Annotated in this window: 12 protein-coding genes and 2 pseudogenes; 9 read left to right on the plus strand and 5 right to left on the minus strand. The window is 41.6% G+C overall.

All coding sequences use genetic code 11. From position 1 onward, the window contains the following. Positions 1–29: 29 nt before the first annotated feature. The 3 genes from EQY75_RS07265 (at position 30) to EQY75_RS07275 (ending at position 3,611) form a co-directional block, all read left to right on the plus strand. Entirely contained in the window at positions 30–2,117 is a 2,088-nt protein-coding gene (locus EQY75_RS07265) for a tetratricopeptide repeat-containing sensor histidine kinase (RefSeq protein ID WP_129604375.1), read from the plus strand. 11 nt (positions 2,118–2,128) lie between these two features. Continuing rightward, positions 2,129–2,797, plus strand: coding sequence for a response regulator (locus tag EQY75_RS07270; RefSeq protein ID WP_129604378.1), 669 nt, complete (start codon positions 2,129–2,131; stop codon positions 2,795–2,797). 148 nt (positions 2,798–2,945) lie between these two features. Next, positions 2,946–3,611, plus strand: coding sequence for a hypothetical protein (locus tag EQY75_RS07275; protein WP_129604381.1), 666 nt, complete (start codon positions 2,946–2,948; stop codon positions 3,609–3,611). Here the strand turns inward: EQY75_RS07275 and glyA are convergent. Further along, on the minus strand, positions 3,591–4,883 hold the full coding sequence (gene glyA, locus EQY75_RS07280; protein ID WP_281278396.1) for a serine hydroxymethyltransferase: 1,293 nt from the start codon (positions 4,881–4,883) through the stop codon (positions 3,591–3,593). The two genes, EQY75_RS07275 and glyA, sit on opposite strands and share 21 nt — an antisense overlap. Before the next feature lie 113 nt (positions 4,884–4,996). Here glyA and fahA point away from each other — a divergent pair, with 113 nt between their 5' ends. Both fahA and EQY75_RS07290 read left to right on the plus strand, forming a co-directional pair. Continuing rightward, a complete protein-coding gene (gene fahA, locus EQY75_RS07285; RefSeq protein WP_129604387.1) occupies positions 4,997–6,277 on the plus strand; it encodes a fumarylacetoacetase in 1,281 nt (426 codons plus the stop codon). 132 nt (positions 6,278–6,409) lie between these two features. Continuing rightward, positions 6,410–7,597 (plus strand): hypothetical protein, encoded by a 1,188-nt coding sequence (locus EQY75_RS07290; protein WP_129604390.1) that lies wholly within the window; start codon positions 6,410–6,412, stop codon positions 7,595–7,597. Between the two features lie 32 nt (positions 7,598–7,629). Here the strand turns inward: EQY75_RS07290 and ytxJ are convergent, their stop codons facing one another. Next, positions 7,630–8,022, minus strand: a complete 393-nt coding sequence (gene ytxJ / locus EQY75_RS07295; protein ID WP_129604393.1) for a bacillithiol system redox-active protein YtxJ — start codon at positions 8,020–8,022, stop codon at positions 7,630–7,632. 158 nt (positions 8,023–8,180) lie between these two features. Between ytxJ and clpB the strand changes: the two are divergent. Continuing rightward, positions 8,181–10,780 (plus strand): annotated as a pseudogene (gene clpB / locus EQY75_RS07300) (ATP-dependent chaperone ClpB). A gap of 116 nt (positions 10,781–10,896) precedes the next feature. Beyond that, positions 10,897–11,492, plus strand: a pseudogene (locus EQY75_RS07305) (TetR family transcriptional regulator C-terminal domain-containing protein). A gap of 2 nt (positions 11,493–11,494) precedes the next feature. Here the strand turns inward: EQY75_RS07305 and EQY75_RS07310 are convergent. Together EQY75_RS07310 and EQY75_RS07315 are read right to left on the minus strand one after the other, a co-directional pair. Further along, positions 11,495–12,181, minus strand: a complete 687-nt coding sequence (locus tag EQY75_RS07310; RefSeq protein ID WP_129604396.1) for a hypothetical protein — start codon at positions 12,179–12,181, stop codon at positions 11,495–11,497. After that, positions 12,142–12,993: a PorP/SprF family type IX secretion system membrane protein gene (locus EQY75_RS07315; RefSeq protein ID WP_129604399.1), complete on the minus strand. Its 852-nt coding sequence runs from the start codon at positions 12,991–12,993 to the stop codon at positions 12,142–12,144. Before EQY75_RS07315 ends, EQY75_RS07310 begins: the two co-directional genes overlap by 40 nt. Before the next feature lie 91 nt (positions 12,994–13,084). On the opposite strand from EQY75_RS07315, the gene EQY75_RS07320 reads away from it, so the two are divergent. Next, positions 13,085–13,630 carry a SixA phosphatase family protein gene (locus tag EQY75_RS07320; RefSeq protein ID WP_129604402.1) on the plus strand — a complete coding sequence of 182 codons (546 nt, stop codon included), beginning with the start codon at positions 13,085–13,087 and terminating at the stop codon, positions 13,628–13,630. Here the strand turns inward: EQY75_RS07320 and EQY75_RS07325 are convergent. Next, positions 13,608–14,357: a DUF6503 family protein gene (locus EQY75_RS07325; RefSeq protein ID WP_129604404.1), complete on the minus strand. Its 750-nt coding sequence runs from the start codon at positions 14,355–14,357 to the stop codon at positions 13,608–13,610. The genes EQY75_RS07320 and EQY75_RS07325 overlap by 23 nt on opposite strands. A gap of 91 nt (positions 14,358–14,448) precedes the next feature. Between EQY75_RS07325 and smpB the strand changes: the two genes are divergently transcribed. Continuing rightward, positions 14,449–14,910 (plus strand): SsrA-binding protein SmpB, encoded by a 462-nt coding sequence (smpB, locus tag EQY75_RS07330; RefSeq protein ID WP_129604406.1) that lies wholly within the window; start codon positions 14,449–14,451, stop codon positions 14,908–14,910. The last annotated feature ends 9 nt before the right edge of the window (positions 14,911–14,919 follow it).

Below are 14,919 nucleotides of genomic sequence, written 5' to 3' on the forward strand. Positions count from 1 at the left end.
TTGTAATCTGATAATTCAAATAATCTTGAATGTTGCAAAAAGTTGTCTTCCCCCTGTTTTTATTTATTCTCTTTGGCGCCTGTAAACCGGATCAACCTAAATACGATAATCAAGTAACTGCCATACTAGAGGATAGTCTTAGCAAATGGGCGACGATTTCAAAAAACAGGTCAATTTCAAAAGAGTTACGCATTGAGCAACTTTCAAAAATCGAAAAGGTTATAGATACCATCGAAATAGATACTTTAAAGATTAACAATCTTTCCGTTTTATCTCAAGTTTATTCCGAATTAGCAGATTCAACAAAATTCTTCCAAATTAATAAGGAATTGGAATTTCTTGCAAGGGAACTTAAAGATTCCACAAGGATGGCCGAGGCTTATTGGGACAAAGGAGCCTACTTTGACTTGCCCTCTGTGGGTGAAAGGGATAGCGCTTATTTTTATTTAAGTTCTGCACAAAAAATTTACCAAAAACTTGAGGATGATCTTCAAAATGCATCGGTACTGCGAGCGATGGCAAGTATTCAGACTTCTATCAATGATAATACAGGGGCCTTAGTAACACTAACAGAGGCAATTAGACTCTTGAAACCCTTGGAAGACAATAAAAAACTATATCAAGCCTATAATACAATGGGTATAGCGGCCAGTGCATTGTATGAATATGACGAAGCACTTGATTACTACAAAATAGCTGGAGAATATTTAAAAAAAGCCCAACTAGATCAAAGGCGACTGGCATCACTTGAGAACAATATTGGTTATGTTTATTATGATAAAGGTGATTATAACATGGCTAAATTAACTTTTGAAAAAGCTATTAAAAGGGACAGTATTTATGAATTGAACCCAGAGCTTTATGCCAAATTGTTAGATCATATAGCCATGACAGACTTTTATATGGGAGATATGACCTCGGTTGAGGATAAGCTCTATCGATCTCAATTTCTTAGAGATAGCATCAACGACCTGGAAGGACTTTCCCTCAACTATTATAATATCGCCATTGTTAGTAAGAAGATCGGCAAGAAAGCAGATGCCTATATTTTTGCCGGAAACGCCCGGGACCTTGCCAAAGAGATTGACAATAATTTGAGATATATGGAATCCCTAAAGTTATTAGCCGAATTGGATCCAGATAATGCTCTGCAATATAGTCGTGAATATTTTCATCTATCAGACAGTCTTAACCAAGAAGAAAGGCAAATAAGGAACAAGTTCGATCGTATCCGTTTTGAAACCGATGAAACGGAGTTGAAAAATCAGCAATTGTCTAAACAGAAGCTTATATGGACCGGCATAGCGATTGGAGTTCTACTTCTGGCCATTTCCCTGTTTATAATTGTTGATCAACGTGTAAAGAATCAGCGTCTTAGGTTCCAGCAACAACAGCAGGAGGCCAACCAGGAAATCTTCAATCTGATGCTTGCGCAAAAACAAAAATTGGAGGAAGGGAAGCAAACCGAACAAAAGCGAATCTCCGAAGAGCTCCATGACGGAATTCTCGGAGAAATGAACGGGGTTAGGATGATCCTGCTCGGCCTGAACAAAAAAGGAGATGATGCAGCCGTCGCACTAAGGGAGCAGGCCATTGAGAAATTAAAGGAAGTGCAGGAAGAGATCAGGTCAATTTCACATGAACTCAACGATGCCTCCTATCAGAAATTCAACAATTTTATCAGCTCAATTGAAGATTTGTTAAAAAACAGTTGTGAAACCGCCGGGATAGATTATCATTTTACCTATGATCATGATCTGGACTGGGACAGCCTGGAAGGGATCACAAAAATTAATATTTATCGAATCTTACAGGAAAGTCTTCAAAACTGCATCAAACACGCCAACGCATCGATGGTGTATGTCTCCTTCGAGATCAATAATTCTGACTTGGTGATCTCCATCCAGGATAACGGCCGTGGGTTCGATGTCACAAAAGAGAAAAAAGGCATAGGGCACAAGAATATAAAATCAAGGGTAAACAAGATTAACGGCAGATGGTACCTGAGAAGCGCTATAGGTATAGGTACCACCGTTTTAGTCGAAATCCCGCTTGAGTACATTTCGCAGGAAGCGAAAAAAGAAATATCTTTACCTGAAGACTTGCAGGAAGCATAAAATGAAGAGTTATGAAAAAGGTGAGAATCTTAGCAGTTGACGACCATGAAATGACGACCCTGGGCTATAAATTTATCCTGGAGGATTCTGATTTCGAAGGATTCAAGGTTCAGATGGATACTGCCAAGTCTTATGAAGAAGCTACCAAGAGAATTGAGGAAGCCGCTAAAGGTATCCCCTATGACATTCTTCTATTAGACATCCAACTCTCCAATCCAACCGATGGCCCTGCGAAAACCGGGGAAGACCTGGGGGTCTTTGCAAGAAAAGTTTCGCCCAACTCCAAGATCGTTTTTATGTCTTCCTTCAGCGATAACTATCGTATCAACAGTATCATGCAGGCTGTTGATCCGGAAGGATATATGGTTAAAACGGAAATAGATCAGAAATCGCTGCAGGCAATGGTGACCACTGTACTTAATTCCCCGCCTTACTACACTCAAAAAGCCCTGGTTGCCATTCGTAAGAAAATGGCACAGGACATCTCCCTGGACGAAAACGATAAAAAAATCCTGTATCATTTATCAATTGGCACCAAAACCAAGGATATGGTGAAATTTATTTCGCTATCCTTACCGGGAATAGAGAACCGAAAACGACAGCTTAAGTCGCTTTTTGGCGTGGAAAAACAAAATGATCAGGCATTGATTACTGCTTCTAGAAACAGAGGGTTCATTTAAAATCCCAGGCATCTCCAATTTTTTTCAGCGATAATTTTCTCAATTAATCCCCTTTCCAAACAAAAACCATAGATATTCTATGGTTTTCATATAGTGCGCTATTTGTATTTAACATTAACTTTACATTAAGGGTTAAAAGGCAATTGCTATGTCCCATAAATACAAAAATACCAAGGTGTATATCTCTTCGTGTACAAAAGGGAAGCAAGAAGTCCTTGGCCTTTCTTCTCTTAAGAACCAACTTGAAAAAGACTACTTTTCAAAAATAGATATCAGCAATTCCAAAGTTTGTTGCGAGGAAAACAACCTGGTCATTGAGTTGTATTGCCCAATGGGCCTCCATGAAGTTCTATTCCATATTCAGCAAGGAAACTGGGGTTCTCACGGGCCTCACTGGGTTAATAACGGGCTCAGCCTTCTCAACCTTTATATGCAGGAAATCAGAGAGTTGAACGGGACTTTTATCGACGTGGAAGAATTGGCCATTCAACTGAAAGACTGCACCATCATCATTAAAAAAATTGGACCCGAAAGTGTTGAAAAACAGCTAGATACGATCCTAAGCGTTTTAGCCGAAAACTATGTTCACCTCACACGGCATTTAACTATGACGCCGATGGAGATCTTTGTTCCCGTATACGAGGAAGTGGAAACAGATAATGCTATACTGCGTTTAGTAGGGCCAAATATGATTGATGAAAAAGGATATTATAATTACTGGGGACTTTATTTTGAATCGGATGAAGAAGCCCTGATCTACGATCTCAACAATAAAAAGATTATCAGGGGCGATTTAAACCTGCTCGATCAATAAAGAGTTAAATAGCGGTCTTTTCCTCATCATTGTATTCACATTTTCCTTTACCCTCGAGATTACTTCTTCATTTTCCGGATTACTGAGAACTTCGTCAATAAATGAAACAATGACGCCCATGTCGTCTTCCCTTAGCCCTCTGGTTGTAATAGCCGCAGTCCCAAACCTTATCCCGGAAGTAATAAAGGGCGACTTGTCATCAAAAGGCACCATATTTTTGTTCGCTGTAATATCGGCCTGAACTAATACTTTTTCTGCTTCTTTCCCTGTAATTCCCTTATTTCTAAGGTCTATAAGCATTACGTGATTGTCTGTTCCGCCTGAGATGATCTTGTAATCCCTCCCTACAAAAGCTGCAGCCATTGCGGCTGCATTCTTTTTAACCTGAATCATGTAATGGAGAAATTCATCCGTAAGCGCTTCACCAAATGCAATAGCCTTTGCAGCAATGATGTGTTCCAGAGGACCTCCTTGATTTCCTGGGAAAACTGCCAGGTCAATTAAAGCAGACATTTTTCTCAGATTGCCGTTTTTCAGGCGGATTCCAAAAGGGTTATCAAAATCCTGCCCCATCAAGATCAGTCCGCCCCTCGGACCCCTCAGGGTCTTATGAGTAGTAGTGGTCACAAAATGACAATGTGGTATCGGGTCATTGAGAATCCCTTTAGCGATTAAGCCTGCAGGATGAGCAATATCAGCCAGCAAAAGGGCGTCAACGCTGTCTGCAATTTCCCTGAACCTTTTGAAATCTATATCTCTGGAGTAGGCCGACGCACCAGCAATAATAAGCTTTGGTTTTTCTTTGGATGCGATTTCCTGAATTTTATCGTAGTTGAGCATACCCGTTTCCTCTTCAACTCCGTAAAAGGTTGAGCGATAGAGTTTACCCGAGAAATTAACGGGAGAGCCATGGGTGAGATGTCCTCCATGAGAAAGATCAAAACCAAGGATGGTATCACCGGGCTGGAGACAGGCTTGAAAAACCGCGGCATTGGCCTGTGACCCGGAATGCGGTTGTACATTGGCGTATACGGCTCCAAACAATTCTTTGGCCCGTTCTATGGCGATAGTCTCTACCTGATCAACTATTTCGCAACCACCGTAATATCTCTTGCCTGGGTATCCTTCAGCATATTTGTTCGTCAATACCGAACCGGCTGCTTCCATTACTTGCGGACTCGTAAAATTTTCAGATGCGATAAGCTCAATTCCGTTGATCTGCCGCTCCTTTTCGGCTGCAATCAGTTCAAATACTTGTGTATCCCTTTTCATAAAAACGAATTTCATTCCATTGAGGCGTAAAAGTACAAATTACAGGGCGTTAATGTTTAGAAAATAATATATTTGATCAGGATTTTATTAAACAGCAATTAACATTTTTCAACATGCCACTAAAAGCTAATGACCCATCACTTTCGTCCTGGTTACCCGTTCCGGACAATTCAGATTTCCCGATTCAGAATATCCCTTTCGGGGTATTCCTCACCAGGGATGACGTCATTACTATAGGTACGCGAATTGGAGATCACGCCATAGACCTGGGAGCACTGCATCAACTCGGTTACTTTAAAGACATACCCTTAACAGAGGACATCTTCCTTCAGGATACATTAAATGATTTTATATCCGATGGAAAAAAGACCTGGCGCCTGGTCAGGAACCGAATTAGTGAACTTTTTGAAAAAAATAATCAGGAACTTCAGAAAAATAAAGACCACCAAAAAATCGTCCTCTTTACCATGGACGAAATTGAGATGCAATTACCTGTGCATATTGGTGACTATACAGATTTTTATTCCAGTAAGGAACACGCCACCAATGTTGGTAAGATGTTCAGGGACCCTGAAAATGCCCTACTCCCCAACTGGCTGCACCTTCCTGTAGGCTACCACGGACGCAGTTCCACCATCATTCCCAGTGGAACACCTATTCGAAGACCCAACGGGCAAACCCTGCCGAAAGGAGCCGATGAACCTGTATTTGGTCCGTCACGACTACTCGACTTTGAGCTGGAGATGGCATTTATCACAACAGATGCCAATGCCATGGGTGAACCTATCTCAGTGGAAGAAGCTGAAGAATATATCTTTGGATTGGTTCTATTCAACGATTGGAGCGCACGGGACTTACAAAAGTGGGAATATGTTCCGCTGGGACCATTCTTGGGGAAAAATTTCGCCTCTTCTATTTCTCCGTGGATCGTCACCCTGGACGCCCTGGAACCTTTTCGCGTTGCAAGTCCGGCCCAGGATCCTCAACCCTTGCCTTACCTGAGACAAAAGGGGGATAAAAGTTTTGACATCCACCTTGAAGTAGGTATACAAACCGAGAAAGGGCCTTTTACCTCTTTGTGCCATACTAACTTTAAATATATGTACTGGACGATGGCACAGCAATTTGCGCACCATACGATCAATGGGTGCAAGGTCAATAGTGGGGATATGATGGGGAGCGGTACCATTTCTGGCCCAACTCCGGATTCTTACGGTTCTATGCTCGAACTTTCCTGGCAGGGAACCAAGGAAGTTCCACTTGCTGATGGAAGTACTCGTAAATTCCTAAAAGACGACGATACTGTTATCATGAAGGGATATTGTTCCAACAAAGAGGTTAGGATAGGTTTTGGTGAAGTTTCAACCAAAATATTACCGGCTTTATCGCTTTAACCCCTATTATTTTTTATTTATTGATTAGGTATTTCGTCGTAACTATACGATAAAACAACCTTTTTCGTTATGCTTTTGGAATATTTTGGCATGGCTCTTGGATAAGCCATAAAAACCAGAAAACGTAACGTCATGAAAAAAGCATTACTTTATAGCACGGCAATATTGTTTTTATTAGCCTGTGGAGGTGTTAAAAAGACACAGGAAGCGATTAACACAGGAAACTACCAACAAGCCATGAACAGGGCTATGAGAAGCCTGGCTGACAACAAGGGTAAAAAGGGGAATCAACCCTATATTCTTATCCTTGAAGAAGCATTCGCTAAGAATATGGAGCGAGAACTCCAGAACATTGCCTTCCTTGAAAAGGATGGTAATCCGGCTAACCTGGAGGCCATTTACAAAGGATATTCCCGCTTGAGGGAAATTCAAAATCGAATCACCCCCCTACTCCCCTTATATATTCGCGATGAGAATAGGAATGCACGATTCGATTTTAAAAACTTTGATGAAGATATTATTGATTCCAAAGACAGGCTTTCAGAATATTTATACGATAACGCCCTTTCTCTTTTTGAATCTGCTTCAAATAAAATGGATTACAGAAAGGCCTATGAAGATTTCAGATATCTGGACGAGATTAATCCCGGCTTTGCAGATACCAAGGATCAGATGGAGCTGGCCTATCAAAGGGGTCTGGATTACGTTAAGGTGAAAATGATCAATGACACCCAGATGGTGATTCCCACACGTTTGGAAGAAGAGTTGTTGAATTTTAATACCTATGGTCTGGATGATCTATGGACACAGTACCATAACAATCCTCTGGAAAATATCAAGTACGATTACGAGATGCAGGTAGCATTCAGGGAAATCAACATTTCTCCGGAACAGGTAAATGAAAAACAACTCGTAAAGGAAAAGCAGGTTGTGGATGGGTACAGATACCTGGAAGATGAGAATGGTAACCTGGTTAAGGATAGTCTTGGCAATGAGATTAAGGTAGACAATTATAAAACTGTCACTTGTAATTACTATCAGTTTACCCAGCAAAAGCTGGCTCAGGTAACCGGTTTGGTAAGTTTTGTCGACTTACAGTCTCAGCAGCAGTTAAATTCTTATCCGCTCTCCAGCGAATTCCTCTTCCAGCATGTATATGCCAACTATAGTGGGGATAGAAGAGCTCTTGATAATGATTTAGTCGCTCTGCTAAATTTGGGCGCCGTTCCGTTCCCAAGTAATGAACAGATGGTATACGATGCGGGTGAAGACCTGAAAGCAAGACTGAAAGAGATAGTCGGCAGACATCGATTTAATTAAAGAAAGGACCCGGGGTTTTACTCCGGGTTTTTTTAAAGATAGTCCTCCAAAGAAACATCGTTTATACTTCCGTGGGAAGCGTGTTTAACTACGTTTCCATTCTTAATAACCAGCAACTGGGGTGATTCATGCCTGACTTCAAATTCCCGAGCTATTGCATGCGAAAGTTCACGATTGTACTGCACGTGTAAGAGATGGAGTTCTGCCTGCCCGGGTCTCAAAGGATAATTAGCCTCAAAGGATCGCTTCACCATCCCACTGATCCCACAACTCGTAGAATTTTTGAAAATAATTTGTGTGCGTTCGCCGGAACGGTGAATAATCTCTTCCAACTGAGATTCCGTTTCAAGGGGATTCCATTTCGCTTTATCTAATTGCTCGGACTCTTTTTCATCCGTTCCTTTCCACCAATTAAATACGCCCATAGCTGACTTTAATTTTATTCCCCAGGAATCATTCTAACTGACTTATTGTCCTGTATATCTGGGGGTTATAAGACATTTTGTCTGGTCGATAACAATGGTAAGATTGTTGACCTATTCATGTCAAAAATAGACATTAGAATATAAAACACATAACGAGCATGAATATTAACAATTTTACCATAAAATCACAGGAAGTTATCCAATTGGCCCAGCAATTGGCCCAGGAGATGCAACATCCTCAGATCGAGAACGAGCACCTGTTTAAAGCGCTAACAGAAACAGATGAAAACGTTCTGCCTTTTATTTTAAAGAAACTGAACGTTAATCTGTCCCTGGTGGAACAAGTGGTCAATAAAGAACTGGAGAGTATTCCCAAGGTGTCCGGAGGCGAGCTACAATTTTCCAGGGAAGCAGGAAAAACACTGACCGAGGCCAATATTGTCGCTAAAAACATGAAGGACGATTTTGTTTCTCTGGAACACATTCTCCTGGCCATATTTAAGTCGAAAAGCAAAATTTCCAGAATCCTAAAGGATCAGGGGGTTGCTGAAAAGGATCTGATCGCTGCGATCAGAGAACTGCGCAAAGGAGCAAAGGTCACTTCCCAAAGTGCCGAAGACACCTACAATGCTCTCAATAAATACTCAAGAAATCTCAACGAGTTGGCCGATAGTGGCAAACTCGATCCCGTTATAGGAAGGGATGAAGAAATCAGACGCGTCCTTCAGATCCTCTCGAGACGTACCAAAAATAATCCCATGCTGGTAGGAGAACCGGGTACTGGGAAAACCGCTATTGCAGAAGGTCTTGCCCACAGGATAATTCAGGGAGATGTACCTGAAAATCTAAAGGACAAAATTATCTTCTCCCTCGATATGGGTGCGCTTATCGCAGGAGCAAAATACAAAGGAGAATTTGAAGAACGTCTTAAGTCGGTTATCAAAGAAGTTACTCAGAGCGATGGCGATATTGTCTTGTTTATCGATGAGATCCACACCCTGGTTGGTGCCGGAGGTGGGCAGGGAGCTATGGATGCGGCCAACATACTGAAACCTGCCCTCGCAAGAGGGGAATTGCGGGCGATTGGAGCAACCACACTGGATGAATATCAAAAATATTTTGAAAAAGACAAAGCCCTGGAACGCAGGTTCCAGAAGGTAGTGGTCAATGAGCCTGACACTGAAAGTGCGATCTCAATTCTGAGAGGAATCAAAGAGAAATACGAAGCACATCACAAGGTGAGAATTAAGGATGAAGCCGTAATAGCAGCAGTAGAGTTGTCTCAGCGGTATATCACGGATCGTTTTCTTCCAGATAAAGCAATAGACCTGATGGACGAGGCCGCTTCTAAACTAAGGATGGAGATCAATAGTAAACCAGAAGATCTCGATGTTCTAGACAGGAAGATAATGCAATTGGAGATCGAAATAGAAGCAATTAAGCGGGAAGAAGATCATGCCAAGTTAAAAGCATTGAATGTAGATATTGCCAACCTTAAGGAGGAAAGAAATGAGATTTTTGCCAAATGGGAGAGTGAAAAATCAGTGATCGATGCTGTACAGAAAACCAAGGTAGATATTGAAGAATTCAAATTGGAGGCCGAAAGAGCTGAAAGAAACGGAGATTACGGCCTCGTTGCAGAATTGCGTTACGGCAAAATCAAAGAAGCCCAGCAAAAACTGGAGAAATTACAGCAAGATCTCGCTGAGGCTCAGGAGGGTGGCACTTTAATCAAAGAAGAAGTGACCAATGAAGATATTGCCGAGGTAGTGGCTAAATGGACGGGAATCCCTGTTACCAAAATGCTGCAAAGCGAACGCGAAAAACTCCTTAAACTTGAAAAAGTACTTCACAAGCGGGTTGTTGGGCAGGAAGAGGCCATTGAAGCCGTGTCAGACGCCATCAGGCGGAGCAGGGCTGGCTTACAGGATGCTAAGAAACCCATTGGATCCTTTTTATTTTTAGGGACAACAGGAGTGGGCAAGACCGAATTGGCCAAGACCCTGGCAGACTATCTGTTCGATGACGAAAATGCCATGACCCGAATCGACATGAGTGAATACCAGGAGAGACATTCGGTGAGCAGATTAGTGGGTGCCCCCCCGGGTATGTGGGTTACGATGAGGGAGGCCAGCTCACGGAAGCAGTGAGAAGACGACCTTATTCTGTCGTATTACTTGATGAAATTGAAAAGGCACACCCGGATACGTTTAATATCCTTCTGCAGGTATTGGATGAAGGCAGGCTTACTGATAATAAAGGGCGAGTAGCCGATTTTAAAAACACCATCATTATTATGACCAGTAACATGGGCAGCCACATCATACAGGATACCTTTGAAAATTTAAAGGACCTGCCCAGTGCAACGGAAGCGGCGAAAATTGAAGTGATGGCACTTTTAAAACAGAATATCAGACCCGAATTCCTGAATAGGATCGATGATATAATTATGTTTACTCCTCTGAGTAAAAAGAATATTGTGGATATCGTGCGCCTTCAGATAGAACAGCTAAAAAAGATGGTTGGGAAACAGCATATCACCCTCGATGCAACAGAAGAAGCCATAGCTTATCTAGCGGAAAAAGGATATAACCCGCAATACGGGGCGAGGCCAATTAAAAGAACTATTCAGAAGGAAGTGCTGAATAACTTATCCAAAGAATTGTTAAGTGGAAACATCACAGCAGAAAGCATTATCCTTATCGATTCCTTTGATAATGGACTGGTATTTAGAAACCAATCCGAATTGGTAGAATAACATTTTAAATAAAATTTTAATAGCAGCCGGGAACTCTTTTCACCGGCTGTTTTTTTTCATCAGAATATACCCTTCACAGGGCTTAGTTTTTTATATTCGTAAAAAATTGACCCTTAATGACCTCCAAAGCCGAACGTACCACTGCCTTTATCATTGAAAAAGTGGCCCCAGTTTTTAATAGGCAAGGGTATATTGGTACCAGCATGAGCGATCTCACTGAGGTCACAGGCCTTACGAAAGGTGCCTTATACGGGAATTTTGAAAATAAAGAATCTCTGGCTCTGGCTGCTTTCGAGCATTTGAGCACCGCACTTCTCGCGGCTATAGACAAACGTATAGAGGGAGGAGGCCATACGCTGGACATTCTGCTTAGGATTACAGATTTTTACAGGCATTACGATGAGTTCACTGCCCCTATGGGAGGATGTCCGGTACTAAATGTAGGTGTTGATGCCCATTATAACAATCGCCACTTACTAGGAGCAGCAAGGGAAACTTTACGGACCATTGAAGGTAAAATTGCATTAGTTCTTGAAAACGGAGTAAATAACAGTGAGATTAAATTACCTGTACCGCCTCTGCAATTCGCAAAACAAATGTTCACTATGATTCAGGGGCCATCGCGATGGCGACCATCTCTGGTGATCGAAAATACCTGGTCAACACCATTGCCTACCTGGAAGTCTTAGTAAAACGAGAAATGAATATCTGATCTTATTCTACTCTTACCCTGAAAATCCAGATCGCATCACTATATTTCCCATTAAATCTGCTGTCTCTGGCTTTCCTGGCTTCACCCATAGTATCATATCGCCTGAGGTAGACATAATTAAGCTTCCTTTGAGTCCGGTAAAAAGACTTAGGTTCCAGGCCTCTTTTTCTCAACGTCTCCATAAAACTGTTGTAGTACCGCTGAGTTCCAAAAACATTGACAATTAAATAAAAGCCAGGACGGATATCCTCAGTTAAAACCGCTTCTTCAAACCGTTCTCCTTGTTGTGGTTCAACAACTTGCTCTTTTTTAGCCTCTTCATCATTCCTCATCGCCACTGCAGCAACAGAATCCTTCTTTCTTTCGAGTTCAGCTGCCGCCCTTTGACTTTCTTCTTCCTCTGCCCTACGTTTAGCCAGGGCAACTGAGTCGCGTTTTTGAACGGCAATTATTGAATCCTGCTTCTCTTTCTCGGCGAGCAAAGCCAGGGCCTTGCGTTCCTTTCTACTGAGTTTCTTTTCTTTAGAAACTTCCTCAACTTCTTCCTGTATTTCCTCATCTTCTATTTCGAAGCCCACTATTTTTCTTCTGGGATCAGGTTTTGCGAATTGATAAGAGGTCACGATTTCAAATGTGGGGTCCTTGCCATTCAGCTCCGTACTATTCCCAATTTCAACCAGAGCCCCCACAGAAAAACTCTTAAAAAAGTTCCGCCAATTCCTCCTGAGAAGCCATAAAAGTTATGATACCCTCCTTGTAACCAAATCTTGTCACTTGCAAAAAGGGTGTTTATTCCGTATTGCGCATCCATTTCGGGGATTGATTTGATATACAATAATGGTCGTAAATATGCATTTTCGAGAATTCCGGTACCTTTAACAGGCAAGGAATAGCTTGCTGAGCCCAGGAATATTTTTTCCGCATCTCCATTATTGTTATCACTAGGACTAACATTGTATATCACAGCATTTTCCGCCGTAAAGCCAAGACTGAGATTTTTGTAGGCCAATCGAATTCCCGGTGCCGCCTGCAGGATAAATTCAGGACCATCATATAAGAAGGGTAGATTGATATTCGGACTCTGCTGAAAGCGATCGTCGGCTAATTCTTCGCGGTAACCAAAGAGATTAATCCCCAAAGCAAGGAAAACATCAGGTGCAATTTCAAAGTCGTATGCGTAATTGAGCACGCCCCCGGTCTGAAGGAAAACGCCGGTATTTTGTTGTAAAAAGCCTATTCCAACTGAGGATCTTGGATTCAACTTATGCGTATAATTGGCAAACAAGGTGGTTGGGTCGGCATCAGGCTGTTGCCATTGCCATCTGCTCCATACGGACAAGGATTGAGGATTGTTGCGATCAAGGGTAAATACGGGGTTAAAAAGGCTGCTATTGTACTGATTTAAATTGTGTTGTCTGAAATCTGAAGGCAAGCTAACTTCCTGAGCTTTTCCAATGATAACACAAATAAGAAAGAGGAAAATAAAAAGGGGTTTTGGCATAGATCGGTTGAATCAAGGGAATTTCATACTATTTTTACAAAAGTAAAGTTACATAATAGTAGCTAGCCTAAAAGAAATAAATCAATCACCTATGAAACCAAAACTTTTATCGCTTTGTTTGATATTCCTTTTATCCCTTTTCAGTTGTAAAGAGGAAACCCAACTCACAAATACTGAAATTGGCCCTGAAGTAACTACCTACTATTTCATCAGACATGCTGAAAAAGACAGGACTGATCCTGAGAACAGAGATCCGGAACTCAACCAGAAAGGCCTTGGCAGAGCTATGCATTGGGCAGAAATCCTAAATGATGCAAATATCACTGCTATTTATACCACAGACTATCGTCGTACAACCATGACTGCTGCGCCTGCAGAAGTAAAATACGACCTGATCCGCCAGTACTACGACCCTTCTATGATCGATGTTGCGGCCTTTAAAGCTGATAATCTTGGAAAGAATGTTTTAGTTGTAGGACACAGCAATACCACTCCGGATTTTGTAAATAAAATGATAGGGGAAGAAAAATACCCACCTATGGATGACTCGGATAACGGCAGCCTTTTTATAGTCCAGCAAATAGGAGACATGACCACCGATGTGCGCCTGAACTTTAATTGTAATTGTCCCGACTAACCTCTACGGCCTCAAGTTTTATGTCTGACAGCAATTCAAGCTGACCCTTCTCAAAAAGGTCATCAATTTCCATAATGTCAGCTGTTCCCCTTGGTTTGAAGTTGCGGTAATCCACTATGCGAATCCCGTTGACAAAACGTTCATTATATGCCTCTCGGAATCGCATTCCGCCTCCATCCACATGAAATTCATACGCTAAGTAAGAAGGCTTAAATGTCTCTTTATCAATCCAATAAATATAAATATCTTCAAAATCTTCGCCACCGCCTTGCTGTTCAAATGTAACTTTGACCTTGTAGTATTCCCTATTTCGGATCAACTTTTTCCCTATCAACTCCTTATTCACTGCAGCATCATTTAAGCCGTATGGCAAATAAGCAAAATAATGTACCGAGTTTATTGAATTGCTGTACACATTGGCCATACTATCTGAAACCTGTATAGACTTTCCCTCAAAAACTCTATTGAATTTATCGCCATTTCGCACATCGGTAAGTTGCCCTGAATCGGTTTGTTTGATGCGTTTCATGATTTTTTCTCCATTTTCCCTTTCAAGCACATACACCATATCCCGGAATTTGAATCTAAACTCACTTTGTTCGTAGAGATCACCACCTGCAACTTCAATTGTTCGGTCTACCAGTTCTTGCGCAGACGGGATGTTTTTAGGATCTCCGCAGCCGGTAAAAACGCTAACAACCAAGAATGCGAGTAAAAATGATCTCATAAAGTATTTAGTATCCATAGTACAAAGAAACAGGGATTATTCCATAAAATGAACCCGGCACTGCAGGAATTGTTCTTATTTTTGTGCTGCCATGCAGAAGAAGATCCATATAAAGAACAAAAAAGCGAGTTTCCAGTATGAGCTGCTGGAGACCTACGTTGCAGGAATTGTACTTGCCGGAACGGAAATTAAGTCGATTCGGTTAGGCAAAGCATCTATCACTGAGAGCTTTTGCGAATTCAATGAAAATGGAGAATTATTTGTGATAAATATGCAAATAGATGAATATTCTCATGCCACGCACTTTAATCACCAACCCAAAGCCTCGCGCAAACTTCTGCTCAATAAGAAGGAACTGCAAAAATTACACAAAGAAGTGAGTACTAGCGGACTCACAATAGTTCCCCTTTCCGTATTTGTCAATGATCGGGGTTTGGCAAAAATGAAGATCGCCCTCGCGAAAGGAAAAAAACTGTACGACAAACGTGAGTCAATTAAGGAAAGGGAGTCTAAAGTCCGTTTAGACAGAATCAAAAAGAGTTTTAACAATTAGGTGATCTAC

This window comes from Muriicola soli, from assembly GCF_004139715.1.
GTDB classification, from domain to species: Bacteria; Bacteroidota; Bacteroidia; order Flavobacteriales; family Flavobacteriaceae; genus Muriicola; species Muriicola soli.

What these genes read in the sequence shown, in the direction of transcription:
- EQY75_RS07265 (WP_129604375.1), top strand. Translation starts at nt 30, where the DNA reads ATGTTGCAAAAAGTTGTCTTCCCCCTGTTTTTATTTATTCTCTTTGGC.
- EQY75_RS07270 (WP_129604378.1), top strand. Translation starts at nt 2,129, where the DNA reads ATGAAAAAGGTGAGAATCTTAGCAGTTGACGACCATGAAATGACGACC.
- EQY75_RS07275 (WP_129604381.1), top strand. Translation starts at nt 2,946, where the DNA reads ATGTCCCATAAATACAAAAATACCAAGGTGTATATCTCTTCGTGTACA.
- glyA (WP_281278396.1), bottom strand. Translation starts at nt 4,883, where the DNA reads ATGAAAAGGGATACACAAGTATTTGAACTGATTGCAGCCGAAAAGGAG.
- fahA (WP_129604387.1), top strand. Translation starts at nt 4,997, where the DNA reads ATGCCACTAAAAGCTAATGACCCATCACTTTCGTCCTGGTTACCCGTT.
- EQY75_RS07290 (WP_129604390.1), top strand. Translation starts at nt 6,410, where the DNA reads ATGAAAAAAGCATTACTTTATAGCACGGCAATATTGTTTTTATTAGCC.
- ytxJ (WP_129604393.1), bottom strand. Translation starts at nt 8,022, where the DNA reads ATGGGCGTATTTAATTGGTGGAAAGGAACGGATGAAAAAGAGTCCGAG.
- EQY75_RS07315 (WP_129604399.1), bottom strand. Translation starts at nt 12,993, where the DNA reads ATGCCAAAACCCCTTTTTATTTTCCTCTTTCTTATTTGTGTTATCATT.
- EQY75_RS07320 (WP_129604402.1), top strand. Translation starts at nt 13,085, where the DNA reads ATGAAACCAAAACTTTTATCGCTTTGTTTGATATTCCTTTTATCCCTT.
- EQY75_RS07325 (WP_129604404.1), bottom strand. Translation starts at nt 14,357, where the DNA reads ATGAGATCATTTTTACTCGCATTCTTGGTTGTTAGCGTTTTTACCGGC.
- smpB (WP_129604406.1), top strand. Translation starts at nt 14,449, where the DNA reads ATGCAGAAGAAGATCCATATAAAGAACAAAAAAGCGAGTTTCCAGTAT.